General features: G+C 62.7%; 21 protein-coding genes. 11 read left to right on the top strand and 10 right to left on the bottom strand.

Annotated features, from left to right (window positions below; translation table 11 throughout):
- Positions 1 to 24: 24 nt before the first annotated feature.
- The gene (locus P3T16_RS25550; protein WP_429344400.1) at positions 25 to 828 is read left to right on the top strand and encodes a transglutaminase-like domain-containing protein; all 804 of its coding nucleotides are present in this window, start codon (positions 25 to 27) and stop codon (positions 826 to 828) included.
- A gap of 88 nt (positions 829 to 916) precedes the next feature.
- Here P3T16_RS25550 and P3T16_RS25545 read toward each other — a convergent pair whose 3' ends face one another.
- Together P3T16_RS25545 and P3T16_RS25540 are read right to left on the bottom strand one after the other, a co-directional pair.
- Positions 917 to 1645 (bottom strand): pentapeptide repeat-containing protein, encoded by a 729-nt coding sequence (locus tag P3T16_RS25545; protein WP_429344399.1) that lies wholly within the window; start codon positions 1643 to 1645, stop codon positions 917 to 919.
- Between the two features lie 112 nt (positions 1646 to 1757).
- Positions 1758 to 2051 carry a GYD domain-containing protein gene (locus P3T16_RS25540; RefSeq protein WP_429254012.1) on the bottom strand — a complete coding sequence of 98 codons (294 nt, stop codon included), beginning with the start codon at positions 2049 to 2051 and terminating at the stop codon, positions 1758 to 1760.
- A gap of 358 nt (positions 2052 to 2409) precedes the next feature.
- Between P3T16_RS25540 and P3T16_RS25535 the strand changes: the two genes are divergently transcribed.
- The 5 genes from P3T16_RS25535 (at position 2410) to P3T16_RS25515 (ending at position 8938) form a co-directional block, all read left to right on the top strand.
- Positions 2410 to 3120 carry a glutathione binding-like protein gene (locus P3T16_RS25535; protein ID WP_429344398.1) on the top strand — a complete coding sequence of 237 codons (711 nt, stop codon included), beginning with the start codon at positions 2410 to 2412 and terminating at the stop codon, positions 3118 to 3120.
- Between the two features lie 481 nt (positions 3121 to 3601).
- Positions 3602 to 5224, top strand: coding sequence for an MFS transporter (locus P3T16_RS25530; protein WP_429344397.1), 1623 nt, complete (start codon positions 3602 to 3604; stop codon positions 5222 to 5224).
- A 53-nt stretch (positions 5225 to 5277) separates the two neighbouring features.
- Positions 5278 to 6081, top strand: coding sequence for a hypothetical protein (locus P3T16_RS25525; protein ID WP_429344396.1), 804 nt, complete (start codon positions 5278 to 5280; stop codon positions 6079 to 6081).
- Entirely contained in the window at positions 6078 to 7271 is a 1194-nt protein-coding gene (locus P3T16_RS25520) for an amidohydrolase family protein (protein ID WP_429344395.1), read from the top strand. The genes P3T16_RS25525 and P3T16_RS25520 overlap by 4 nt, the downstream gene beginning before the upstream one ends.
- Positions 7272 to 7597: 326 nt before the next feature.
- The gene (locus P3T16_RS25515) at positions 7598 to 8938 is read left to right on the top strand and encodes a metallophosphoesterase family protein (RefSeq protein ID WP_429344394.1); all 1341 of its coding nucleotides are present in this window, start codon (positions 7598 to 7600) and stop codon (positions 8936 to 8938) included.
- A gap of 16 nt (positions 8939 to 8954) precedes the next feature.
- Here P3T16_RS25515 and P3T16_RS25510 read toward each other — a convergent pair whose 3' ends face one another.
- Both P3T16_RS25510 and P3T16_RS25505 read right to left on the bottom strand, forming a co-directional pair.
- Positions 8955 to 9440: a (2Fe-2S)-binding protein gene (locus tag P3T16_RS25510; protein ID WP_429254006.1), complete on the bottom strand. Its 486-nt coding sequence runs from the start codon at positions 9438 to 9440 to the stop codon at positions 8955 to 8957.
- A complete protein-coding gene (locus P3T16_RS25505) occupies positions 9422 to 11770 on the bottom strand; it encodes a molybdopterin cofactor-binding domain-containing protein (protein WP_429344393.1) in 2349 nt (782 codons plus the stop codon). Before P3T16_RS25505 ends, P3T16_RS25510 begins: the two co-directional genes overlap by 19 nt.
- A 457-nt stretch (positions 11771 to 12227) precedes the next feature.
- Between P3T16_RS25505 and P3T16_RS25500 the strand changes: the two genes are divergently transcribed.
- Positions 12228 to 13319: a TIGR03118 family protein gene (locus tag P3T16_RS25500; RefSeq protein WP_429254004.1), complete on the top strand. Its 1092-nt coding sequence runs from the start codon at positions 12228 to 12230 to the stop codon at positions 13317 to 13319.
- A 45-nt stretch (positions 13320 to 13364) separates the two neighbouring features.
- Here P3T16_RS25500 and P3T16_RS25495 read toward each other — a convergent pair whose 3' ends face one another.
- Together P3T16_RS25495 and P3T16_RS25490 are read right to left on the bottom strand one after the other, a co-directional pair.
- On the bottom strand, positions 13365 to 13982 hold the full coding sequence (locus P3T16_RS25495) for a histidine phosphatase family protein (RefSeq protein ID WP_429344392.1): 618 nt from the start codon (positions 13980 to 13982) through the stop codon (positions 13365 to 13367).
- A 36-nt stretch (positions 13983 to 14018) separates the two neighbouring features.
- Positions 14019 to 14483: a cupin domain-containing protein gene (locus tag P3T16_RS25490; RefSeq protein ID WP_429344391.1), complete on the bottom strand. Its 465-nt coding sequence runs from the start codon at positions 14481 to 14483 to the stop codon at positions 14019 to 14021.
- A gap of 227 nt (positions 14484 to 14710) precedes the next feature.
- Here P3T16_RS25490 and P3T16_RS25485 point away from each other — a divergent pair, with 227 nt between their 5' ends.
- Positions 14711 to 16726, top strand: coding sequence for a VTT domain-containing protein (locus tag P3T16_RS25485; protein ID WP_429344390.1), 2016 nt, complete (start codon positions 14711 to 14713; stop codon positions 16724 to 16726).
- Between the two features lie 103 nt (positions 16727 to 16829).
- The gene (locus tag P3T16_RS25480; protein WP_429344389.1) at positions 16830 to 17804 is read left to right on the top strand and encodes a VTT domain-containing protein; all 975 of its coding nucleotides are present in this window, start codon (positions 16830 to 16832) and stop codon (positions 17802 to 17804) included.
- Here the strand turns inward: P3T16_RS25480 and P3T16_RS25475 are convergent.
- The gene (locus tag P3T16_RS25475; protein WP_429344388.1) at positions 17749 to 20103 is read right to left on the bottom strand and encodes an FdhF/YdeP family oxidoreductase; all 2355 of its coding nucleotides are present in this window, start codon (positions 20101 to 20103) and stop codon (positions 17749 to 17751) included. The two genes, P3T16_RS25480 and P3T16_RS25475, sit on opposite strands and share 56 nt — an antisense overlap.
- Positions 20104 to 20268: 165 nt before the next feature.
- Between P3T16_RS25475 and P3T16_RS25470 the strand changes: the two genes are divergently transcribed.
- Both P3T16_RS25470 and P3T16_RS25465 read left to right on the top strand, forming a co-directional pair.
- Positions 20269 to 21681, top strand: a complete 1413-nt coding sequence (locus tag P3T16_RS25470) for a PLP-dependent aminotransferase family protein (RefSeq protein ID WP_429344451.1) — start codon at positions 20269 to 20271, stop codon at positions 21679 to 21681.
- 35 nt (positions 21682 to 21716) lie between these two features.
- Positions 21717 to 21983, top strand: a complete 267-nt coding sequence (locus P3T16_RS25465) for a helix-turn-helix domain-containing protein (protein ID WP_429344387.1) — start codon at positions 21717 to 21719, stop codon at positions 21981 to 21983.
- A gap of 121 nt (positions 21984 to 22104) precedes the next feature.
- On the opposite strand, the gene P3T16_RS25460 is transcribed toward P3T16_RS25465, so the two are convergent.
- From P3T16_RS25460 to P3T16_RS25450, 3 genes are all read right to left on the bottom strand, one after another.
- Positions 22105 to 22698 carry a hypothetical protein gene (locus P3T16_RS25460; protein WP_429253996.1) on the bottom strand — a complete coding sequence of 198 codons (594 nt, stop codon included), beginning with the start codon at positions 22696 to 22698 and terminating at the stop codon, positions 22105 to 22107.
- Positions 22699 to 22947: 249 nt separating this feature from the next.
- The gene (locus tag P3T16_RS25455) at positions 22948 to 24093 is read right to left on the bottom strand and encodes a diguanylate cyclase domain-containing protein (protein WP_429344386.1); all 1146 of its coding nucleotides are present in this window, start codon (positions 24091 to 24093) and stop codon (positions 22948 to 22950) included.
- Positions 24053 to 24565 carry a hypothetical protein gene (locus P3T16_RS25450; RefSeq protein ID WP_429253993.1) on the bottom strand — a complete coding sequence of 171 codons (513 nt, stop codon included), beginning with the start codon at positions 24563 to 24565 and terminating at the stop codon, positions 24053 to 24055. The genes P3T16_RS25455 and P3T16_RS25450 overlap by 41 nt, the downstream gene beginning before the upstream one ends.
- Positions 24566 to 24849 lie beyond the last annotated feature (284 nt).

Below are 24849 nucleotides of genomic sequence, written 5' to 3'. Positions count from 1 at the left end.
TCTCAACACAGAAAGGTTGTTCCGATGAAACTCCGCGTGGGCTATGAATTGATCTACGAATGCGAGCAGCCGACACCGATGATGTTGATGCTGAACACGCACTATTCGCGCGTACAGGATGTGCTGAGCCCCGATGTGCTGCACGTGAATCCGCCGGTGCCGATCACGCAGTATCGCGATGGCTTCGGCAACCTGTGCAGCCGCATCGTCGCGCCGCAAGGGCAGATCTCGCTATCGACGACTGCGCTGCTCAACATCTCCGATCAGCCGGAGGCGCCGGAACCGTTCAGCTACCAGGTTCCCGTCGAAGCGCTGCCCGACGAATGTCTCGTGTTTCTGCTGGGCAGCCGTTATTGCGAAACCGATCTGCTTTCCGATGTCGCGTGGCAGCTCTTCTCCAGTTCGCCGCCGGGTCGTGATCGTGTGCAGGCAATCTGTGACTATGTGTTCAATCACATCACGTTCGGTTATGACTTCGCGCGTCCGACCAAGACCGCGTTTCAGGCGTGGCAGGAAAAGAAAGGCGTATGCCGCGATTTCGCGCATCTGGCGGTGACGCTGTGCCGCGCGATGAATATTCCAGCGCGCTATTGCACCGGCTATATCAGCGATGTCGGCACGCCCCCGCCGTGGAGCGCGATGGATTTTGCGGCGTGGTTCGAAGCGTACGTCGGCGGCTGCTGGCAAACGTTCGATCCGCGTAACAACGTGCCGCGCACGGGCCGCGTGTTGATGGCGCGCGGACGCGACGCCGCCGATGTTGCAATCAGCAACGCATTCGGCCCGACGAAGCTGATCAGGTTCGTTGTGCACTGCGCGCCAGAATAGGCGCGCACGTGCATATGGATAGAATGCGGGTCGCCAGCACCACGCGGACGTTCAATGACCTCGCAGGCAAGCGTATTGCACGCGCGCCTCAAGCCACCCGCAGCCCGAGTTCCTCCATCAGCATCGCGGCCTGCGCGTGCGAAATGGTCGCACCACGGAACTGTGCCGCATCGGTGAGCCGGAGGCCGCCGAGGTCTGCGTCACGCAGATCGGCGCCGGCGAAGCGCGCGTTCTTCAACAGCGCGTCGCGCAGACTGCCGCCGTGAAAAACGGCATCGCGAAAGTCGGCGCCGTCGAGGTCGGCGTCGGAAAAATCGAGCTGCTCCAGCGTCGCCTTTCGGAACGAGATGCCGCGCAGGTCCGCGCCGATCAGCAGACACTCGCTGAACTCCAGACCCAGCGTCGATGCATACTCGAACGTTGCGCCCGTCAGCTTGCTTTCGCTGAACGATACGGACGCGAGTTTCGCGCGGCGCCAGCTGGTGTTGTTGAGATCACACGAACGAAACGTCGCGTCGTGCAGATCGGAAGCGCCGAAATCGGCTTGCCGGCCACGGCAATTGCGCCAACGCGTCCCGTTTAGCTGCGCGCCGAAGAACGACGTTTCCACGAGCGAGCAGCGCGTAAAGTGGCACCCGCCCAGATCGAGTCGCGACAGGTCCGCTATGTCGAAGATGCAATCTACGAAGGAAGGCGGCGTCGAAGCGCCGGCGAGCAGCGCTTCGAGCGATTCGCGCGTGAAGGTTGTGGATGCAACCGGTTGACTGGCGTGATCGGCGCGGCCGGGTCCGCGGTCCGGAAAGAGGTCGTGGTTCATGAGCGGTCGAAGTGTGCCGCGCGCAGGATGTCGCGCGCGGCATGGATGAGGCACATGAACCATTTTAACGGCAGCGAACGGCGCCATGTCGCGCACGCTGCAGGCGGCGGCCCTACTTGATCCCTCCGATGATCCGCCCCATCTCTTCTTCGCCGAATGCGCGCATCGTCGTCGAGCGCACATTTCCCTGAAGTGCCAACATCAGTCCCATTCGCGTGACGGTCTCGTCGTCCGGCGCGTCGACTGTGATGACGATGTCGTACGGCCCAAGCGTCCATTGCACGCTGAGCACCTTGACGCCCATTCCGGCTGCCACTTCCTTGAATGCATTCGCACGCTTGATCGTGTCCTTCGCGGTGCGTGCGCCCTGATCCGTCCAGTTGACCAGCTCGATGTATGTCGCCATATCGCCCTCCCGCAATGCGTTACCGTGCCCGCAATCCGTCTGGATCATGGGCGCGGGCGGATTGCGTCGCCGGACACCACTGCATGACCGGACGACGCGCCTAAAACGTCGTTCAGGCCCGTTCGGCAGGTCGAATGCGGTGTCACAGGTTCGGCATGTGAATCGGGAACTGAGCACGATGAAGTATAGAAAGCGCCCGCATGAACCGCGTTGGCACTTACCCGCGCCATGCGCCTCGGGTCAGCCCAGGCAGGAAACCACGGAAGTGTTTATATTTATCGTCCTGTACGACGAATAACGCTGAATCGCACTGACCGGCGCGGCGTCGCCGCAAATCACTCTGCCCCATGGACTCACGATGACCGATCTCTCCGCCTTCCCGATTACAACGAAATGGCCTGCGCAACATCCTGAGCGCATCCAGCTCTATTCGCTGCCGACCCCGAACGGCGTCAAGATTTCCATCATGCTTGAAGAGACAGGCCTCGCTTACGAGCCGCATCTCGTCAGCTTCGAGACCCAGGATCAGATGTCACCCGCGTTTTTGTCGCTGAATCCGAACAACAAGATTCCCGCGATCCTCGATCCCGACGGACCCGACGGCAAGCCGCTGGCGCTGTTCGAATCCGGCGCGATCCTGATCTATCTCGCCGACAAGACCCGTCAGTTCATTCCGCAGGACGCCGCCGGACGTTACGAAACGATCCAGTGGGTGATGTTCCAGATGGGTGGCGTCGGCCCGATGTTTGGTCAGGTGGGCTTCTTCCACAAGTTCGCGGGAAAGGAATACGAAGACAAGCGTCCGCGCGACCGCTACGTCGCCGAATCGAAGCGTCTGCTGGGCGTGCTGAATGAGCGGCTGGCAACACGTCACTGGATCATGGGCGACGCCTACACGATTGCCGATATGGCTACGTTCCCGTGGGTGCGCAATCTGGTCGGCTTCTATGAAGCGGGCGACCTTGTCCAGATCTCGGACTTCCCGCACGTCACGCGCGCGCTCGAAGCGTTTATTGCGCGTCCGGCCGTGGCCAGAGGTTTGGCGATTCCCGCACGCAAGCCGGCCTGATACGGGTAACGCACATCCGTATCGGCAAAAAAAAAATGGCCGCAGGAAACCTGCGGCCATTTACCCCCATGCGTGCGGCTTTAAAGCCGCTACGTGTTTGTTATTTCTGTTCTTCTTATTTTTCCCCGAACTCTTCTTCTTTTCCCCGACCAACTGGTCCCGCGTGCGTCACATCCCCGTACCTATCGTTATCGTTTCGTCACACTTAGTTACGTTTGGTTACAGTCTAGTCATTCCTTCTTGTCGCGCCATTGTCGTTTTCTCTCTCAGGGTTTCCCCTCAAATAACGCCGGGTCGACCGCGACGGGCATGGGCGTGCGCAAGCCCGCGTATCAGATGGTTCAGGTCAGAACGTTCGTCGTATCAATCAAATGCCTTGCTGCTTTCAATTCGCGGTGCGACATTCATGAAGCCCGGCATACGCAGGCATTCCGGCCGGTCGCCTGCGACTCGCCGCCCCCGACATTGCGCGGAGCACGTCATGACTCCCGGCATCGCTGCCTTTGATCCAGACAGGCAACTGCTGCCCTTTCGCGAATCGCTGCTGGCCATGCTCGGTGTGGCTTTCGTGGCGATGCTGGTGGCGCTCGACCAGACCATCGTCGGCACCGCGCTGCCGCGCATCGTCGCGGACCTCAAGGGCTTTGATCTGTATGCGTGGGTCGCCACGTCGTACATGCTGGCTTCGGTCATCACGATTCCGATCTTCGGGCGGCTCGGCGATCTCTTCGGACGAAAGCCCTTTCTCGTTGCCGCGATCGTTGTGTTTACCGTCGCGTCGGTATTGTGCGGCGTCGCGACCAGCATGCTGTTCCTCGTCATCGCGCGCGGGTTGCAGGGCATCGGCGGCGGCATCCTGATCGGCACGATGTTCGCCACCGTCGCCGACCTCTTCCCCGATACGAAATTGCGTCTGCGATGGCTGGTGTTCGTCTCGACCGCGTTTGGCCTCGCGAATATCGTCGGTCCCATGCTCGGCGGCATGCTGACGCAATACGGCGGCTGGCGGCTCGTGTTCTTTGTCAACATACCGATCGGCGTCGTCTCGCTGCTGTTCGTGCTGCGCTTCCTGCCGCATCTGCGCCACGCACGGCAGAGCGGGCCGGTGCGTCTCGACTGGCTCGGCGCACTCGTCCTTGCGGTAACGTTCGGCGCGCTGCAACTGCTCATCGAAGTGTTTCCGCGAGAAGGCTTCAGCCGCGCGACGATGGTGCTCGCCGCCATCACCGCGGGCTGCACCATCACGCTCTGGCTGTGGGAAAAACGCATGGGCGATCCGATCGTGCCGATCGACATGCTGATGGACCGCAAGCTCGCCGCGCTCTTTGCGATGGCCGTGCTCGGCGGCTTCGCGCTGTTTTCGCTCGTGTTCTATGTGCCGTTGCTGTTTCAGGGCGGTTATGCGATGTCGCCGCACGATTCCGGCACGCTGATCACACCGCTGCTGCTCGGCACGACCGTCGGCAGCGTGCTGAACAATCGCATCGTCACGCGCGTACGGCGCGCGAATGCCCTCATGTATGCAGGATTTGCGCTGTTCGCCATAGCGTGTCTCGTCCTCGTCGCGCTAAATGGCACGGAACCGCATATCGTATGGATGTCCTGCATGGGCGTGAGCGGTCTTGGCCTCGGTCTCGTCGCCGCGAACCTGACGATCTTTTCGCAGCAGATCGTGTCGCGCGATCATGTCGGCGCGGCTACGGCGTTGCTGCAATCGCTCCGCACGTTTGGCGGCATGCTGGGCACGGTCATGACGGGCGCGCTGCTCGGCCATCTGTACACGATGGGCGTGCACCGTTCGCTGGATTCGTATCAGGCGACGCAGTGGTTCAAGTCGTTCGCGAGCCCTGAACTGCTGGTCGATCGCGACGAACAGGCCGCGCTGATCAGCCGTCTGATCAGCGCGGGCCATTCCGGCAATGCGATGATGAATTCCGCACGCGACGCGCTCGTGTCTTCGATACACGTGGGTCTCGCGCTTGCCACTGTCGCGGCGGTGATCGGTCTGTGTCTCGCGTGGTTCGTGCCGCCCGTGCATGTGGGGCATGAGCACCCCGGTGATCCGGGGGCCGGCCGTCCGGGGGCCGGGGTTAGCGATCATTAGCAGCGGATGTGTGCGTTGCCGGTAAGCATTTAAAAACTCAGACAGGGGTGTGAATGACCGAACACGAAATACTGCATCCGCTACGGCCTTTTCTGAAAAACTACGTCTGGGAGCATGGCAGAGTCGGCACACGCTATCTCGACTGCACCGATGGCGGCGTGAAGTTCGACGAAGGCAAGAAATCCCGTTTCGCCGCGGAGAAATATCTGTTCGTGCCGCTCGGCAAGGATGCCGAAGACGAACCCAGGGCAGAGGGACCCGCGGTCCACGAAGCCGGCCTCGCCCGCTTTCTGCGGGCCGCGCAGATGGGCAAACCTGAAGAAGCGGGATCGGCGGCGGAAGTGCAGCGCGCCGTGCACGACTGCGTGGACCTCGGCGTATTCAGCGCTTACCAGCGCGAAGCACAGGAAGCCCACGCGCGCTATTCAGAAGAAGCCATGTTCGACGACGAAATCCGCGCAGCGGTTGTCGGCGATATCCGTCGGCCGTACGTGCCGATGCGCGAACAGCTCGCACTCTACGACTTCACTGTGCTCTACGGCTTGCCGTCGCCGCTGCTTTTCAGCGATGCGCCGTTCATCGACTGGCGCGTGCGGATCAGCCCGGCGCTCCCGTTTGTTTCGTTACCGCTCGGCCCTTATGCATTGCTTGTGGGCGGGCCCTCCGGAAGAACCAGCCGCGCCGCGCCCGTGGTGTGGAAAACCGCGAGCACGCTCGGTCCGCTGAAGGATCACAACCGGCACATGGTTGAGCGCGCACACCGATGGATCGTGGCGACCTCCGACGATCAGCTCATCGCCGTGCAACCGCGCTTCGCGCCGCCTGAAGCCCCTGAAGCGCCCGCGGAGTCAGCGTGAGCAGGAATCTGCTGATCACCGGCGTGCGTCTTGCGGACGGTACGCGTGCAGACATCTCGATCATCGACACGCGCATCGCGGCGATCGGACCTGACCTGAAGCGCGAACCCGGCGCTGTGGAAGAGAACGGTCATGGCGCGCTCGCGCTGCCGGGTTTCGTCGAAGGTCACACGCATCTCGACAAGACCATGTGGGGCATGCCGTGGTATCGCAATGAAGTCGGCCCGAAGCTTACCGACCGCATCGAAAACGAACGGAACTGGCGCGCCGGCAGTGGGCACGATGCGGGCGTGCAGTCGCTTGCGCTTGCGCGCGCGTTTCTGCACGCGGGCACCACACGGCTTCGCACGCATGTCGATATCGACACGGACGCCGGCCTGCGTCATCTCGAAGGTGTGCTTGCCACGCGCGAAACCTTGAATGGCGCGATGGATCTGCAGATCGTCGCGTTCCCGCAATCGGGAATGCTAAAGCGGGCCGGCACGGCCGCATTGCTCGATCGCGCGCTCGCCGAAGGCGCCGACGCGCTCGGCGCGCTCGATCCGGCGCTTATCGACGGCGATCCGGTCGCGTCGCTCGATGCGACGTTCGATATTGCAGCGCGACATCAAAAGCCCATCGATATTCATCTGCACGAGCCCGGCGAGATCGGCGCTTTCACGATGAACCTGCTGCTGGATCGCGTCGAAGCGCTCGGCATGCAGGGGCGCGTCGTGATCAGTCACGCGTTCTGTCTCGGCGATCTGCCGGAGCGCGCGCGTGATGTGCTGCTTGCGCGTCTGGCCGGTCTGCGCGTCGCGCTTTTGACAACGGCGCCGTCTTCCGTACCGGTTCCACCGCTGAAGGCATGCATCGCAGCGGGCGTGACGATTTTCGCGGGCAACGATGGCGTGCGCGATACGTGGACACCGTACGGTTCGCCGGACATGCTGGAGCGGGCGATGCTTCTAGGCATGCGCTACGACCTGCGTCGCGACGACGATCTCGAACTCGCGTTCGATTGCGTCACCGGCGCTGCGGCGCGCGGCTGCGGTTTCGCGGATTACGGCCTGAACGTGGGCGCACGCGCCGACCTCGTGCTGCTCGACGCAGATACAGTCGCACACGCCGTCACCGCCCGGCCGAAGCGAAAACTGGTGGTCTCGCACGGACGGATCGTCGCGCGAAACGGCGAAGGCGTCGCACCATAACCGCCGGCGCCAGTGCCACAGCCACGCGCTATGTGCGCTACCGCACATAGCGCGACAACAAAACGATCGCCCTCCATTCCTTCTATCAATACTGAAGAGGGCTGACGTCCGCGCATCGCGTGCGGACGTCATTGCGCGTCGCCCGGGATGCGCGAGCGTCCGCCATTGGGCCACTCACATCGCGCACACTTCAGAAACCCGGCCATTGAGTCGTTTCAATCAGGCGACCGCGCGTTCGCCTGCCTGCGTCGCAGAGACCGTCTTACGCCCCGATCAGGGATCGCCGCGCGCCACCCCGCGTGCGCGCGAGCCGCAAGGAGACCACCATGAGCATGCCGCAGAGCTTCCGCGATCCATTTGTCTCGCTCTATCAATCCGTCGTCGACCACGTTGTGCGCGCGGCCAGCGATCTGACTGGCCTCGCATCGCGCCCTGGACTCGAGAACGGCCTCGTGCACGCGGCGGAGCAGGTCGCCGCGCTCAAGGCAAAAGGCGCTGCCACGCTACCCGATGCACCGCCGGACGGCATCGCGCAGGACGTGTGGCAGTGCGCCAAGCTGGGTTTCGCCCTCATGGAAGCGCGTGCGCGCGGCGATACGACCACCGCACAGAGCATCGAGGATGTCATGCGCTACAACGTCTGCGATCCCGCCTGGGCCGGCGCCGTTGCAAACTACGTGCAGTACTTCGGGCCCGATGGCGGGCGCGCGACGATTCCATACATCCGTCCGGCGACGGTCGGGCCGGTCACCGTGCCGCTCATGGCGGGCGCAAAGGTCGCGCTGATCGCTGACTGGGGTACCGGTACCGACATCGCCGTCAATCTGCTGAAGCAGGTGGCATTGCAGGATCCGGATGTCGTGATTCATCTCGGCGACATCTACTACTCCGGCACCGCGGAGGAGTGCGACGTCAACTTCAAACGGATCGTGGATACGGTACTGCAGCGCGACGAGAAGGACGTGCCGGTGTACACGCTCTCCGGCAATCACGACATGTATTCGGGCGGCGCCGGCTACTACGGTCTGATCGCCTCGCTGAACGGTCATCCATGGGTGCAGCCGGCCAGCTTCTTCTGTCTGCGTAACGACGACTGGCAGTTCATTGCGATGGACACCGGCCTGCACGACAGCGTCCCGATTATCGGCGAGGAAGTGCTGACGTTCATCGAACCGGACGAGGAAGCCTGGATCATCGACAGGCTGAGCGAATTCAATGGCAAGACGATCCTGATGTCGCACCATCAGCTCTTTTCCGCGTTTTCGCAAATCGGCCCGCGCGGCACCGACGGCACGTTCACGGCCTGGAACCCGAAGCTTGTCGCGAGCTACCAGCGCTTCGCGAAAGCCGCGAAGCAGCCGATCGCCGCGTGGTTCTGGGGCCACGAGCACAATCTTTCCGTCTACGACCCTTGCCAGGGGCTTCAGCGCGGCCGCTGCATCGGCAACGGCGCGGTGCCGGTTTTCGCGGACGCAGACACACCGCCGTTCGCGCCGATGCCGGGCATCGTCAATCCGCCGAAGGTGGCGGATGTGCAACTGGGCGTCGAAGGCCGCACCTACATGCATGGATTCACGGTCGTCCGGCTGGGAGCCGGCAGCGCAGCGACAGCCGAATACTACGAAGACAATAACGGCACCACGCCGATGTTCACCGAGGACCTGTAGCCGACGCAAACGCCCGCTACGGCCGTTTGACGAGGTGCAGCGTGGCCGCGGCCTGCTGGATGGCCTTGCGGATACGCGGATACGTGCCGCAGCGGCAGACGATGCCGCACAGGGCCGCGTCGATGTCCGTGTCCAGTTCCTTCGCGTACTTCGGACCTTTCATGTGCTTGAGCAGCGCGCAGGCCGCCATGAACTGCGCGCTCTGACAGTACCCGCATTGCGCGACGTCGATATCGAGCCACGCTGCCCTGAGCGCCTTCGCTTCGGCACCCTGCACGCCTTCGATCGTCGTGATCTTCTGGCCGTTCAACTCCTTGAGTTTCTTCTGACAGGCGAGGCTCGCTTCGCCATTCAGATGGACCGTGCAGCCACCGCAGACGCCGAGGCCGCAGCCGAACTTCGTGCCGGTCAGGTGCAACTCGCACCGCAACACCCAGAGAAGCGGCGTGTCGGGATCGGATTCGACGGTCACCGTCTTGCTGTTCACGTTGAGGGAGGACATGTTTTTTTCGATGCAGTGTTAGCGGGATCCAGCGGACATGGGGTTCGCAGCCGTACGGTGTCGGGATCGAGAGGCAGTGAATAGTGGCGCTCGCCAGTCAGCGCGAAGAGCGCGTTCGCGACTGCGGGCGCGATGGGCGGCGTTCCCGGCTCGCCAACGCCCTGCGGGTGTTCTTCGCTCGGCATGATGTAGACCTCGATCGCCGGGCAATTCGACATCCGCACAACCGGGAAGTCGAGGAAGTTGCTCTGCATCACCTGTCCTTCGCAGATCGTGATCTCGTTCTGCAATGCACTCGACAGCCCGAAGATGATGCCGCCTTCCATCTGCTGCGCAATCAGGTTCGGATTCACTGGCGTGCCGCAATCGATCACGCAGACAACCCGATGCACGCGCACACTCCTGTCCGGCGCGAGCGAGACCTCGGCGACCTGCGCGACGATGCTGCCAAACGCCTGATGCAATGCGATGCCACGCGCACACCGGGCGCCGTCCGGTGCGAGCGCGACCGGCTTGCCCCAGTGGGCATGTGCCGCTGCGCTCTGCAGCACGGCCAGATGCTTTGGATGCCGCGCAAGAAGGCTGGCGCGAAACTCGACCGGGTCCTTGCCCGCGAGCGCGGCGACCTCGTCCATGAAACACTCGGTGAAGAACGCCTGATGCGAATGCCCGACCGAACGCCAGAATCCCACCGGAACCGGCAGCTCGACGAACGCATGTGCGACGCGCACGTTCGGCCATTCGTACGGCTGGTCGAAGGCGCCCTCGGAGGTCGTCTTGTCGAAAGGCAGATGCAGGTCCGGTACGCCGAACGTCCGCTTCAGCGCCTGCGGAACGACCGCCTGCCCCGCCGATGTATTGCGCCACGCCACCAGCTTGCCGTCGGCGTCGAGACCGGCTTCAAAGCGCGACAGGCACGCCGGCCGGTAGAAGTCATGCTGTGTGTCCTGCTGGCGCGACCAGAGTGTCTGCACCGGCCGCCCCCCGCCTTCTTTCGCGATGGCCGCGGCCTGCGCGACGTAGTCCATTTCGAGCCGCCTGCCGAACGCGCCGCCGAGCAGTTGCACCCGCAGATCGACCTTGTCCTCGTCGATGTCGAGCACCTTCGCGACATGCCTGCGCGCGAGCGTCGGCATCTGTGTGGCAACCCATACGGTCGCCGCGCCGTCCTTGAACTGCACCGTGCAGTTGACCGGCTCGACCGGCGCGTGCGCGAGGTAGGGCGCGCGATATTCACGGGCGATTTTCTGGTGAGCCGTCGCCAGCGCGGCATCGACATTGCCGAGCGTGTAGAACGCGTGACCGCTTTCGCTGTCGAGCGTCTTTGAGAGCCGGGCGTCGATATCCGCACTGGACAGTTTCGCGGCAGGGCCCTCGTGCCATGTCGGCTTGAGATCTGCGGCGGCGGTGAGCGCACCGTACATGTCGCGCGCGATCACCGCTACGCCGCCGGTGCCGCCGTTATACGGCGCAACCGCGAATGCCTTGATGACGCCCAGCTTCGCGGGAAGATGCGACGCGTCGAAATGCGCAACCCTGCCGCCTAACGTGGGGCACATGTTCACGCTTGCGTACAGCAGGCCTTCAGGCAGCACATCGATGCCGAAGCGCGCGCTGCCGTCGGTCTTCGAGGCGGCCTCGATACGCCGCAGCGGCTTGCCGATAATCCTGAACTGCGCCGGCTTTTTCAGATCCACCCGGCGCGGCAACGGTTGCTGCGCCGCGAGCGCCGTCATTTCGCCGAAGCTCGCCGTACGGCCCGACGGATGCATGATCCTGCCGCCTTCGACAGTGCAGTCCGCCGTACGCACGTCCCACTTCGCGGCCGCCGCGCCGACCAGCATCGCACGCGCGGACGCGCCGGCTTCGCGCATGGGCGTCCACAGATCGTTGAGGCTCGCCGAACCGCCTGTCGTATTCACGCCGAACTCGCGCGTGAACTTGCGCACCATCCAGATCGCAAGGCGCTTGATTTCGCTTTCGTCGTCGGGCCGGAACCAGAGGTCGTCGACAATGCTCTGCTGGTCGTTGTAGATTCTGTCGATGGGCGCGTTCTCGACTTTCACCTGCGACCAGTCGGCGTCGAGTTCATCGGCGAGCATCATCGCGAGGCCGGTGTGCACGCCCTGTCCCATCTCCGACTTGCACATCATGATCGTGACGGTGCTGTCCGCCGCGATCTTGACCCAGCCGTTCAGCGCGACCTGCGTGCCTTCGACGGGCAATGGCTTCGATGTCGTCAGACGCTGTCCCGGCGGCATCGCGGTCCAGCCGACGAGCAACACACCCGCACCGACGCCACCGAGCAGGAAAGTTCTGCGCTTCATCATCCGATGACCCGAGTCGAGTTCACGATGAAGGATCGCCCCGACATGCGCGGGGCGCCGTTTGTTCTGAACACTTATAAAACGCGCAAGCAGGTACGGGACTGAAATGCTTCATCTTAGTCCCGTACCTGCTCGTGCGGTTCCAGGGAAGCGCGGCACGGTGGTCGCGGCAGCGCTGCGTTTCTGCTGCAACGCAGCGTCCAACCCGGCACGCTGGTACATCGTCTCGCGCGGAATAAACACAAAAGCCGGCTCGTTCTGTACTCGAAGACGCAACACCGCAAGCGCGAACAGCGCGGGTAAGCATGACAGGCAAGCGTGACGAGCGCGTATCCGCACGTTGTCCGTGACTTCGGCGGCGCATCGCGTCTGTTCCAGACGTCATTCACTGCTGCCGTTCGCTGCCGATAATCCGTTCCGGCCGCGCGGATCAGTTCGTCCATCGAATCAGGAGACTCGCATGCGAAAACTTGCAATTGCACTCGCGCTGGCCGGCGCAACCGTGTTGGGCGTCGTCGCGTGCGGCGGCGGCGGCAGTTCGAATTCCGGCATGCCCACACCCGGACAGTTCAAGGCGGCAGTGCTTGTTTCGGATGGCAGCGTCACGGCGCCAAACACCGATCCCAATCTGAAGAACGGCTGGGGCATCGTGTTCAATCCGACCGGCTTCGTCTGGGTCTCGGATAACAACACGCACAAGTCGACGCTGTATGACGGCAACGGCGTGCCACAGGCGCTGGTGGTGACGATCCCGCCAGCCGCGAGCGGCCAGGCTGCGGGCCCAACGGGCATCGTATTCAACAGCAGCACGGACTTCAAGGTGACGGCGAACGGCCTGACAGCGAACGCCATATTCCTGTGGGCCACGGACGCCGGCACGATCGCCGGCTGGTCGCCGAAGGTGCTGCCGACACAGGCCGTCACAGCGCACGACGACGGCGCAGGCGGCGCCGTGTACAAGGGCCTCGCGCTTGCGCAGAACACCGGCAATAACATGCTGTACGCAGCCGACTTTCACAATGGAAAGGTCGACATCTTCGATGCGGCTTTCAACAAGGTCCAGTTGCTGGGCAACTTCACCGATCCGAATCTGCCCGCCGGCATGGCGCCGTTCGGCATCCAGGCGATCGGCAGCGTGATCTACGTGACGTACGCGGTTCGCGGACCCGACGGCCGCACCCAGACCAACGGCGCAGGCAACGGCGTGGTGGACGCGTTCGACAGCGCCGGCCGCTTCGTGAAACGCATCTCGGCGGGCGGCGTGCTCAACTCGCCATGGGGCGTGGCGATGGCGCCCGCGAACTTCGGGAAGTTCAGCAACGACCTGCTGGTCGGCAACTTCGGCGACGGTACGATCAACGCGTTCGACCCAAATTCCGGCGCGTCACTCGGGCCGCTCACGCAGGCCAACGGTTCGAGCATCAAACAGCCCGGCATATGGGGCATCGCGTTCGGCAACGGTGTCGACAACCAGCCGGTCAACACGCTCTTCTTCGCGGCAGGGCCTACGCCGACCACCGGGGTGTACGGACGTATCGACGTTTCGCAATAGCCTTCAATGCAGAGGCTTCGCTGGACGACGTTGCCGCAGGACGCGTCATTCAGCTTCGGAACAGCGCACGTTCCACTGACGCAGCGCCCGGTTGTCACGATCGAAGCCGAGGATGCTGATCGAAGCCGTATCGAGGATCAGATGCGCACCGAGCGCCGCCGAATCGCCCATCCAGCAGCCGCCCAGCACACGCAGAAAATGCGCGTGCGAAAAGAGTGCGATGCGTCCCTGCGATGCGAGCAGGCGCTCGATCAGCGAGCGCGCGCGCGTCTGGATCTGTTCGAGGCTTTCGCCTTCAGGAATCGGCGAATCCCACACGGACCAGCCGGGCACGGTTTCACGGATCGCGGATGTCGTGCGTCCCTCGTAGATGCCGTAGTCCCATTCGTGCAGATCGCGTTCGACTTCTGCGCGCTCGCCCAGCCCCGTCTCGCGACACGTCTGGATTGCGCGCGACATCGGGCTCGTCAGCACCCTGTCGAAGTGCTGCGTGGCGAGGAGCGGTGCGAGCAGCTGCGCCTGTTTGTGTCCGCGTTCGGTCAGCGGAATATCGGTGCGGCCTGTGTGCTGGCCGGACAGGCTCCACTCCGTTTCGCCATGTCGGATCAGCCACAGTTCGACGTGGCCTTCGTATCGATGTGCGGCAGCGCTTGAAGTATTCATGGGGAGGCTCGAATGGATGGACGTGGCGGCACCGCCTCACTGCACCAGGTGCAGGTCGCCCGGCGCCTGTGGCGGCAGTTTGATCGCAAGCACCTTGAACTCGCCGGTCGTCGCCTCGGCACCGGCGTGTACCGTGCCTTTGGGGATGATGATGAGGTCGCCGGGATGAATCTGACGCTGTTCGTTACCCAGCCAGAACGTCCCGCTGCCCGAAATCACGTACTGGATTTCGTCGGAGCCCGTATGTGTGTGCTTCGGAACATTGCCGGTCTGGACAGCGACGGTCCCGGACGGCGTCGTAACCAGACCTTTTGAGCGCAAGGTGCCGAGATTCGGAACTACCGGGCCTACGTCTGCATCGCTCATCGCGCCGACATCGATGATCTGCGGCGCGAGCTTTGTCTCGGGCGTTTGCGCATGGGCCGGCGTGCCCAGATGAGACGCGAGGAGACCGGCGACAAAAGCAGCCGGAATGGCCGCGAGATAGATCGAACGATGCATGTTTGTCCCCTTTCCCACTGAGCCGTGGTGTTTATCGGGGTCCAATTGTCCCACTATCGCCTTGCGCCCCAATCGGGACAAACCTCAGTAGTGACGAAGCTGCTGCGGACAGCGGCCCGATGGCGCAGCCGCTTCAGACGCTGGCTCGTGGCGAGCGGAATAAAGTGATCGCGTGCTATGTTTCCGATGTTTAAAACCCACCCGCCCCGAAGGACACACACCCGCTGATGGAGCACGCCTACTTCCAGTTGCTGCATTTTCTGACTGCGAATCCGTCGTGGGCGCTTGCGGTCGTCGTGCTTGCCGCGTTCTTCGAAGCGATCGCCGTCATCGGCACCTTCGTGCCAGGCAGCACTGCGATGTTCATTGCGGGCGCGCTGGTCGGCACCGGCTCGCTCAATCTGGGCTGGGTGATGGCGTGCGCGATCGGCGGCGCCATCGCGGGCGATGCCGCCAGCTACTGGTTCGGCGCCCGTCACAAGACGACGATCATGCGTCTGTGGCCGTTCCGTTCGCACCCCGGGCTCCTTAAGGCGGGCAAGACATACTTCGAGAAACACGGCGCCAAGAGCGTGATCTTCGCGCGCTTCATCGCACCGGTACGCGCGATCGTGCCGGTCGTCGCGGGCATGATGGGCATGTCGCGCCTGCGCTTTTTCGCGGTCAACGTCCTGTCGGCGCTGCTCTGGGCGCCCGCGCATATTCTGCCGGGCGTGGTGTTCGGCGCATCGATGGAGCTGGCCGGCGCCGTGTCGTTCCGGCTCGTGATCGTTGTCGCGATCTTCGTGGCAATCGGCTGGATGACGGTCAAGCTCATCGGCGTGATCGTGTCGCACGCGCGAAACTGGACCGATGTCTCGCGCCAACGCCTGCTGTACTGGGCGAAACACAACCCGCACGCAATCGGCCGCATCGTCCTGCGCACGCTGGATCCGGACAATCCGGCCACCGGGCTGATCGTCGGCATCTCGTTGCTGCTGCTGGTTTCGGGTGCCGTGTTCATCTCCACGCTCAACGATGTCGCGAGCGGCAATCCGCTGGTTCAGGTGGATATGTCGGTGTACCGGTTCCTGCGGTCCTTTCACGCTTCGCTGTACGACAAGGCGATTTTTGCGCTCTCGACGTTCGGCAGTACGCTCACGCTTTCAATCCTGGCGCTTTTCGCCGTCATATGGATGGCGGTCGAGCGCCGCTGGCGCACCGTCCTGTACTGGCTTATCGCCGTTGTATTTTCCCAGGTGCTTATCCTCGCGATCCAGATTGCTGCCTCGGGTTTGTCGACGGCATCCGTGACCTCCAGCGTGCGCGCGTTTCCGAGCAATCATGTCGCGGGTGCGGTGGTCATCTACGGATTTCTCGCGTTTCTGCTCGCGCGCCGCGTCGGCCTGCTGTCGCAGATTCTGGTTGCGACAACCACCACCGCGATCCTCGTTGCGGTCGCGCTTTCGGGCCTGTACTCGGGGCTATTCTCGTTTTCGGCCGCGCTCGGCGGCGCCGCGCTCGCGGCCATCTGGGTGTTTCTCGTTGCGTTGACCGCCGTGTGGCGACATCCTTCAAACCCGCCGCCGCGGCCGCTCATGCCGCTCGTGGTTCTCCTCTTGATCGGCCTCGCCGTCGGGGCCCAACTGGATGCCGTCCAGCGGAGCGCGTGGATGAACGCCGCGAAGCCGCCTGCACCGATTGTCATTACACCGGTCCAATGGACCGACCGGGTATGGCGCACATTTTCCTGTTATCGCTCCAGCATGGAAGGCGACCGCCGCGAGCCGATCACCGTGCAGTGGACCGCCACCGCCGACCAGGTGCGCACGCAGCTGCTGAGCCGCGGCTGGGTGGAAGGCACACCGCTTTCCGCGCGCAGCGTGCTCTCGCTCGTTTCACCCGATGTGACAGCGGTGGACCTGCCCGCGTTGCCCAAGCTGAACAACGGCGAACCGTCGACACTCGTCTTCATCCGCGCCGATGCGGCCGCCGACCAGCGCGACGTCCTGCGTTTCTGGACGACAGATTACGCGGTCGAGCATCAACGCGGAGGCGCGCCGACGCCGATCTGGCTCGGCTCGGTCGTCCACGAACGGTTGCGGCGCCCGACATGGCCGTTCAACGTACTGCGGCCGGACCTTCGCATCCAGCCGATGATCCTCGACCAGAGCAGCGCGTCGGCCTGGCGCGATCTGCAGATCGCGAGAAGCACCGGTTGTCTGGGCGTGCCGGTGACGCTGATCGCTTCAAGGGCAGGATGACGGTCTGGGCGGCGACAAGCGCGCCATCGGACGACGCGGCACAATAAGCAGGATGCGGCAGGGTAAGTGGCAGGCGGTATCCGGACGTGACAGGAGCCAGCAGGTGATCGAGTTTCCCGCAGCGGCGATCGCGACGTGGGGCGCGGTGGTGGTGTTCGGCAACGTGTTGCTGACCCGCCTCGGCGTGCCGCTGCCCGCGATTCCCGTGCTCGTCTTCGCCGGCTCCGCGATCGGCAACGGGACGCTGTCGTTCACGCACATCCTGTTCGCGGCCGTGGCCGCCGCGCTGCTCGGCGACTGCATCTGGTTCGCAGCCGGACGGCGCTTCGGTCGCCGGCTCATTGACACACTCGCGCGCCTGTCGCTGACGGTCGCAACCGGCGTACGGCACGCGCGCAGCCTCTTCGAGCGGTTCGGCTTGCCGATCGTCGGTGTCTGCAAGTTCGTGCCGGGTCTTGCGCTCGCTACGCCGCCGCTGATGGGCGCGACCAGTGTTGCCGCGACAGCGTATTTCGCGTGGGACACGGCCGGCACGCTCGCGTGGGCCGCATTCTGGCTGCTGGGCGGCGCGGCCTTCGAGCAGCATGTGTCAAAGTTCATGGCGATCGTCAGATCGCACGGCGCGACGATCTTCGACGTCATCGCCGCGGCCGCCGTGCTCTATCTGGCGTATCGATACTGGCAACGCCTGAACTTTCGCAGGCGCATTGCGCACATGAAGGTCTCGCCGGAACAGCTCGACGCGATGATGCATTCGCAGTCTCCGCCCATCGTCGTCGATGCGAGGCCTGAAGCGGTTCGCGATCAGGATCCATGGCTCATTCCCGGCGCATTGCTGCTCGACCTGAATTCAGCCGCACCACTGCGATCGAAGGTGATGGGTCGCAGCATCGTCGTGTACTGCTTTTGCGAGAACAATTCGAGCTCGCGGAAAATGTGCGAGCAGTTGCACAAGGATGGCTTTTCCCACGCGCTGTCGCTGACGGGCGGTCTCGACGCGTGGCGGCGCCTCGGCTACCCGGTCAAACCGATGCCGCCTCGCGTCGAGATGTTTCCTGCCGCGCTGGTGGGAACATAGTTGTCGCGCTGGCGGTGAGCAGAACTGGAATCGACTTCGAAGTCGGCGTGCCCGCGCCATCGGCTACGGAAGACAACGGCACGAGCGGATTCGTCTCCGGGTAATACGCGCCGAGACAACCGCGCGGAATGTCATATTCGACGAGCAGAAAACCGTCCGCGCGCCGCTCGATGCCGTCGTCCCATACGCTGGTGATGTCGACGCGCTCGCCAGCCTTAAAGCCCAGCATCGCGATGTCGTCCTTATTGGCGAACAGCACGCGCCGCTGGCCGTATACGCCGCGATAGCGGTCGTCGAGGCCGTAGATCGTCGTGTTGTACTGGTCGTGTGAACGCGTCGTCATGAGCGTCATCAGGCGTTCGCCGTGAAGCGCACGCGCGCGGTGGATCGGCGTATCGACGGAGATCGCGTGCACGATGAACTGCGCCTTGCGGCTCGGCGTATGCCAGATGCGATCGCGCGACGCGACGCCCAGATGAAAACCGCCCGGCTGTTTGAGCCGCTCGTTGTAATCCGCGAAACCGTCGATCACTTTCGCGATGCCGTCGCGGATCAGCGCGTAATTGTCGGCGTGCGCGAGCCAGTCGACTTTCGCGCTGCCGAGCGTTGCATGCGCCATGCGCGCGACGATCGCGATTTCCGACAGCAGATGCTCCGAGGCCGGCTTGTTCATGCCGTATGAGATGTGGACCATGCTCATCGAGTCCTCGACGCTTACGCCCTGCGTCACGCCTTTCTGCAGATCGATTTCGGTGCGACCGAGCGTCGGCAGGATCAGCGCGTCGCGGCCATGCACGAGATGGCTGCGGTTCAGCTTCGTCGTGATGTGCACGGTCAGATCGCACGCGCGCATCGCGTCCCACGTGCGCGGCGTGTCAGGCGTCGCGATCGAGAAATTGCCGCCAAGCCCGATGAATACTTTCACCTTGCCATCGAGCATCGCCTGAATCGTGTTCACGACGTCGAGGCCATGTTCGCGCGGCGGCTCGAAATCGTAGACTTCGCCGAGGCGGTCGAGGAACTGCTGCGTCGGCTTTTCTTCGATGCCGACTGTGCGGTCGCCCTGCACGTTCGAGTGTCCGCGCACCGGACACAGGCCCGCGCCGCGCCGGCCGATGTTCCCGCGCATCATCATCAGGTTCGACAGCAGTTGCACCGTCGGCACCGAGTTTTTGTGCTGCGTGAGACCCATGCCCCACGTTGAAATGACAGCGCGACCTTTGACGTAGATGTCGGCAAGCTTGAGCACGTCTTCGAATGGCACGCCCGATTCCGCGACGATCGCATCCCAGCTTTCGGCACGCAGATCGTCGGCGAATGCGTCGAAACCGACGGTGTGCCCTGCAATGAAATCGACGTCCAGCACACGTTCCAGATTTGAGGTCACCGCTTCGTCATCGAGTTCGATCACGCGCTTCGCCACGCCCTTGATCAGCGCGAAATCGCCGCCGACTTTCGGGCGGATAAAGACCGAGCTGATTTTCGTGCTGCCCATCGTGATCATTTCGACCGGATGCTGTGGGCTCGCGAAACGCTCGAGCCCACGCTCCTTCAGCGGATTGATCGACACGATGGTCGCGCCGCGCTTCGCACACTCGCGCAGTTCGCCCAGCATGCGCGGATGGTTCGTCGCGGGATTCTGGCCGAAGAGCAGGAGCGTGTCGGCGTGCTCGAAGTCATCGAGCGTCACTGTCCCCTTGCCGACGCCGACAGTGTGCGGCAAGCCGCGGCTCGTCGCTTCGTGGCACATGTTCGAGCAGTCGGGGAAGTTGTTCGTGCCGTACATGCGCACGAACAACTGGTACAGGAACGCGGCCTCGTTGCTCGCGCGGCCGGAGGTGTAGAACGCGGCGCGGTCGGGGTCGTCGAGTTGATTCAGGTGACGGGCAATCAGGTCGAAGGCGGCGTCCCACGAGATCGGGACGTAGCGGTCGCGCCGGGCGTCGTAGACGAGCGGATCGGTCAGGCGGCCGTGCTGCTCCAGTTCGAAGTCGGACTGGGTCATCAGGTCCGCTACTGTGAACTGCTCGAAGAGTGCGGGCGTGGCGCGCTTGCTGGTTGCTTCGGCGGCGACGGCCTTGACGCCGTTTTCGCAGAATTCGAAGGTCGATGCGTGTTCGCGATCCGGCCATGCGCAACCGGGGCAATCGAAACCGTCCGGCTGGTTCTGTGCGAGCAGCGTGCGGTAGTTGCCGCCTGCGACCTTCTCCTTGAGGAGGTTGAGCGCGACATATTTGAGCGCGCCCCAGCCTGCTGCGGGGTGCGTGTACGGTTCGATACGCGCTTCGGGTTTCTTCATGATCGTGTCGCCGGGCAGACGGATAAGCAGGCGGATGTGCCGATGGACGAAGCGTACTGTGTTCCAAAATGAATGCGGCGCACAGAAATCGTGAAATTCGAGGAGTACAGTCTGTACTGTACCGCGATAGACTGGCGGGATTCCATTGCCGGGGCCTTCGACGCCGTGAAGCTCTACGAAAAACTCGCCGACGAAATCGAAGCCGCCGTGCGGAATGGCGTGTTCGCTGTGGGAGAGCGCATTCCATCGGTGCGGCAGGCGAGCCAGCAGCACGGCGTGAGCATCAAGACCGTGCTGCATGCGTACGCACTACTTGAAGGGCGTGGCGTGGTCGAGACACGGCCGCAATCCGGCTATTTCGTGCGCGAGTTCGCCCGGGCACAGGCCACGCGGCCAACGTCGCCGCAAGCGCCGGCGGTGGCGTCCGAAGTCGATGTGAGCCGGCTCGTGCTGTCGACGCTTCGCAGCATTCGTGCGAACGACGCGATGCCGCTCGGCTCGCCGTATCCCGATCCTTCGCTGTTTCCCTGGCGCCGCATCAACCAGTACGCGAACGCGATTGCGCGGCGTCACGCGAGCTGGAACCTGATGGACGATCTGCCGCCCGGCAATCCCGAACTGATCCGCCAGATCGCGCGGCGTTACGCGGAAAACGGCGTGCCGGTCGATCCGCAGGAAATCATCATCACGGTGGGCGCTACGGAGGCCATCAACCTCAGCCTGCAGGCGGTCGCGAAACCTGGCGATACCGTGGCCGTCGAATCGCCGACCTACTACGCGATGCTTCACGCGATCGAACGCCTCGGCATGCGCGCGATCGAAGTGCCGACTGATCCTGTGAATGGCATCGACCTTGAGGTGCTCGCGCGGATCATCGCAAGAGAGAAGATCGCGGCCTGTATGGTCATGCCGAATTTTCAGAATCCGCTAGGGTTCCAGATGCCGGATGGGCGGAAGAAGCAGCTGGTTGAACTGCTGGCGGCACACGATATTCCGGCTATTGAAAACGACGTGTATCACGAGCTTTATTACGGCGATGCACGGCCTTCGACGCTCAAGAACTTCGACACTAAAGGGCTCGTGCTGCATTGCGCGTCGTTCTCTAAAAGCCTGACTGCTTCGTATCGTATCGGATGGGCAATGCCGGGACGTTATCGCGCGCAGGTCGAGAAACTCAAGTTCCTGAATACGCTCACGACGCCTTCCGTGCCACAGGTCGCCGTCGCGGATTATCTGCGGCAGGATGGCTACGATCGTCATCTGCGGCATGTGCGCAGGGTCTATCGGCAACACGCGCGTCTGATGACGGCGATGGTGCAGCGGTTCTTTCCAGCGGGTACGCGTACGTCAGCACCGCAGGGTGGTTATGTGTTGTGGGTTGAGTTGCCGGAACGCGTCGATTCGATGCGGCTTTATCAGGCCGCGCTCGCGCGTGGCATTACGATCGGGCCGGGCTATATGTTTTCGACGCGCAATGAGTTTCATCATTTCATCCGGCTGAACTACAGCTATGCGTGGACGTCTGAGACGGAAACTGCCCTTAAGACGCTGGGTGAGCTTGTTGCGCAGATGGCTTGAGGTTGTGTTTTAAGAAAACCAAAGCGGAGACGCAGATGAACGATGAAATCGATCCGGCGCTGGTCGCGGTACTCGCGCAACTGTGGCGCGCGGCGCAGGAGACGCCGGAGCGCGCGTGGTCGCTAGCGAAGCTCTCCAAGCAGGCCGGCCTGCCGATGAGCGGTTTGCGTCGTCAGTTGACGGCGCTTGTCGATGGCGGGTTTGTTGAAACGACTTTCGATGAGGCTGGGACCGGCACCGCGCGTTTGAGTGAGGCGGGCCGGTTGCTGTGTGTGGGTGTTTTTGGTGATGCGGGTGGGTGAAACAGGGCAATGGGTTGCCAGGCGTCGGGAATGCACTTCACCGGACAGGTAGAAGCCCCCAAGGCTCCTCTCCGCGCCGACCAGATACTGTCCGGGCAATTTCCAACGCTCGCCCGGCCTGCTACTGCATACCTGACGACTCGTAACTCACATCGCTAACAATTCCTTTCGGATCAAGCGTCACGATCAGATCACGCCTCGAGAACTTCAAATTAAACGCTGAACCGCTAGTCGTGTGATACGAATACACCAACGCGTTTCCATTTTTATCCTTGATCGCAGGGTAAACGGCGTAGCCTGCTGGTCGACCAAGTAGCCCGACAACTTCTTCACGGGTCGTCTTGCCTTTGATAATTTGCGTGCGCTTTGATGCATCGAAGGTGCTGGCGTCGTCCTTAAACGAAGAGTTAAAGACGTTAGACACCAACTTGTCTTTCCAGAAGGCCAGCTCTAACGATCGAGCAGGTATCACGCCGGTTTCCAGTGGTGTGCCGCCTGTCGACGCATACGCATAGGACAAAAGCGTTACGTCCTGATCGTTCTTCGTGACATTGCTCTCGCGAAACGGCTTGCCGTATGTTTCCCGCACTGCAGAAATTGTGGTTTTGTCATTCTGCAGAACGGCGTCATCGGGACGCACGAAGTTTGAACCTGCACAGCCACTCAGCGCACCCACGAGTGCCGCACCAAGGAAAATCATTGCAATCTTGTTCATCTGGCCTCGCTCTCTCTTTCAAGTTAGTTTTTTTTGAGCGACGAGTTTGCCGTTCGCCTCTCCGTCATATGAGATTGTCGGCGTTGCGGCGAAATTCTTTAGATATTCTCCAAGGAATTTACTTACAAAACTCCTTCGCTTAGCGCTGCGAGTTCCGATTCGGCCTGAATGGTCGCCGCGATGTTTCCAACCGGCGTCGGAGGATCGATCGTCCCGCCTGAGTTCGTGCAGGCGCTAAACCCATCCCGTTCAATTGCCCCGCACCGTGAACGCATAACCGTTCTTGCCGTTCCGCTTGACCTGGTACATCGTTTCGTCGGCTGCCGCGAGGAGACGATGGTAGTCGTTGACGGGATCCGGAAAGCTGGCGATGCCGATGCTGGCACGGACAAGTCCGTTCCCCATCTGCGCATCTACCTCAGTCACGCAGGCGATGAGACGCCGCGCGATCTCGCCCAGTTCGGCGTGGGTTGAAAACTCGCGGACCAGCACGGCAAATTCGTCGCCGCCGATCCGGGCGACGACGTCAGTCCGGCGAACCGATTGACGAAAGCGCCTGGAAACAGCAACCAGGAATTCATCACCGGCGTGATGGCCGAGCGAGTCATTGACTCGTTTGAACCCGTCCAGATCGACATAAAGAACAGCAATCTTGCGGCGCACCGGCTCAGCAGCCGACCAGGCGACGGCTTCCTCAAGCGTATCAATCAGTTTCCGCCTGTTTGGCAGCCCGGTCATCGCGTCATGCGTTGCGGCGTGTTCGAATTTCTGCGACTGGCCAGCCAGATGCAGCGTGCGCTTTGTGTACATCGCTAACGCGGTGATCAATATGCCGGACACGAGCGCCGCCAAAGCGATCAGCACGGCCGCCACGCGAAAAATGCGGGTGCGCACGTCAGCGCTGTCGCGATCGCGCTGTGCAGTCCAATACGTCAACGCCTGGTTGAGCAACGCGTCCGTATTCTGGAGACTCGCATCCGGCAACACTACCCACCCCGGAATGCGCGGCGCGTCGAACGGGCTGGCATTCACCAGCGCGGCGAGTGACGCAAGGTGTGCAGCGAGATCGGCACGTGCCTGTCGATAGCCTTCCGGTTTGGCAACATCACCATCGGACAGTTGCTGCCACACGCCGACCCGGTTGCGGGCACCCTCCGCTCGTTGGGCCGCCTCGAGAACGAGTCCCGCATATTCCTGCTTCATCTGGTCGGAAAAGATCGTCCTGATTTCCAGCGCGAGATACAGAAGGCCGATCAGAAGACAAAGCATCGATACTCCGGCCACCGTTGCCGGACCTGGCCGGAACGGCATCGCGAAAGCGCGCATGAAGCCGGCACGCTGTGAGCGATGTTCCTTACGGATGGGAGTAGAGGTCCCGCTGGTTTCCGGTGCCATGCTGCCGATAGCTCGCGCGATGAAAGAACGAACCCATGCGGGTGAGCAGGCTGTTGGGGGGCCTGTTGCTTGCCGCCTGCTTGTTGCCGGAACGATGCGCGAGCGCGGGCGCGGGCGCAGGGCGCGCAGCCGGGCGCGGCGCCGCAGCGCCCGTGGAATTCGCTACCAGCTGATCCGGCGCGTCGGAAGAGGCGGATGCGGCGAGACTCACACTCGCGACGGGCACTGCGCTGGCAGCAGGCGACGGAGATAGCACTATCTGACCGGACGAAGCGATTTGTTGTGCCGGCGGTTTCAAGCCCGTGAACCGGAGCGCCTGTCGCGCGTTCATGACTGCTTCGGCATAAATGCGCTGGTCGTGGTTGAACCAGACGACATACGCGATCGTACCCACCACGCCAAGGGCCAAAGCGCTCGCCGACGCAGCGCAAAGCGCAAGACGTCCGAAGCGCGCACCCGTTGTGGCCGGCATCGACTCCTCGTCAGAATTGAAGCTACTGTCGGGAACGTTTACGGCTCCCTTTCGCAACCGCGTATCTTCGATCATCACAACCCCCTCCAACTACTTTCTTCCGGCATTCAGAGAACTTTTTACACCATCGCGCACCGTCTGGCGCGAAGTGTTGCAAGAATGTAGCCCGCGCACTGGCAGGCGATCCGCGCGAAGCGACGCCTGCCATGCTTCTGCTTCCGTAGCACCAATGTGAGCGTCGCGAGCGGCGCCACCTGCCATGCAACAAACAGGCCTGTGCAGTG

This window comes from Paraburkholderia sp. GAS42, assembly GCF_050436565.1.
In the GTDB taxonomy this organism is placed as follows: Bacteria; Pseudomonadota; Gammaproteobacteria; order Burkholderiales; family Burkholderiaceae; genus Paraburkholderia.
The sequence above is the reverse complement of the archived record's forward strand: the minus strand, read 5'-3'. Positions and strand labels throughout refer to the sequence as shown.

Coding starts and splice junctions, on each gene's coding strand:
- P3T16_RS25475 (WP_429344388.1), bottom strand. CDS start 20,103: ATGAAGAAACCCGAAGCGCGTATCGAACCGTACACGCACCCCGCAGCA.
- P3T16_RS25455 (WP_429344386.1), bottom strand. CDS start 24,093: ATGGCACCGGAAACCAGCGGGACCTCTACTCCCATCCGTAAGGAACAT.
- P3T16_RS25550 (WP_429344400.1), top strand. CDS start 25: ATGAAACTCCGCGTGGGCTATGAATTGATCTACGAATGCGAGCAGCCG.
- P3T16_RS25510 (WP_429254006.1), bottom strand. CDS start 9,440: ATGTCCTCCCTCAACGTGAACAGCAAGACGGTGACCGTCGAATCCGAT.
- P3T16_RS25500 (WP_429254004.1), top strand. CDS start 12,228: ATGCGAAAACTTGCAATTGCACTCGCGCTGGCCGGCGCAACCGTGTTG.
- P3T16_RS25530 (WP_429344397.1), top strand. CDS start 3,602: ATGACTCCCGGCATCGCTGCCTTTGATCCAGACAGGCAACTGCTGCCC.
- P3T16_RS25545 (WP_429344399.1), bottom strand. CDS start 1,645: ATGAACCACGACCTCTTTCCGGACCGCGGACCCGGCCGCGCCGATCAC.
- P3T16_RS25505 (WP_429344393.1), bottom strand. CDS start 11,770: ATGATGAAGCGCAGAACTTTCCTGCTCGGTGGCGTCGGTGCGGGTGTG.
- P3T16_RS25490 (WP_429344391.1), bottom strand. CDS start 14,483: ATGCATCGTTCGATCTATCTCGCGGCCATTCCGGCTGCTTTTGTCGCC.
- P3T16_RS25540 (WP_429254012.1), bottom strand. CDS start 2,051: ATGGCGACATACATCGAGCTGGTCAACTGGACGGATCAGGGCGCACGC.
- P3T16_RS25535 (WP_429344398.1), top strand. CDS start 2,410: ATGACCGATCTCTCCGCCTTCCCGATTACAACGAAATGGCCTGCGCAA.
- P3T16_RS25485 (WP_429344390.1), top strand. CDS start 14,711: ATGGAGCACGCCTACTTCCAGTTGCTGCATTTTCTGACTGCGAATCCG.
- P3T16_RS25460 (WP_429253996.1), bottom strand. CDS start 22,698: ATGAACAAGATTGCAATGATTTTCCTTGGTGCGGCACTCGTGGGTGCG.
- P3T16_RS25465 (WP_429344387.1), top strand. CDS start 21,717: ATGAACGATGAAATCGATCCGGCGCTGGTCGCGGTACTCGCGCAACTG.
- P3T16_RS25525 (WP_429344396.1), top strand. CDS start 5,278: ATGACCGAACACGAAATACTGCATCCGCTACGGCCTTTTCTGAAAAAC.
- P3T16_RS25495 (WP_429344392.1), bottom strand. CDS start 13,982: ATGAATACTTCAAGCGCTGCCGCACATCGATACGAAGGCCACGTCGAA.
- P3T16_RS25450 (WP_429253993.1), bottom strand. CDS start 24,565: ATGCCGGCCACAACGGGTGCGCGCTTCGGACGTCTTGCGCTTTGCGCT.
- P3T16_RS25515 (WP_429344394.1), top strand. CDS start 7,598: ATGAGCATGCCGCAGAGCTTCCGCGATCCATTTGTCTCGCTCTATCAA.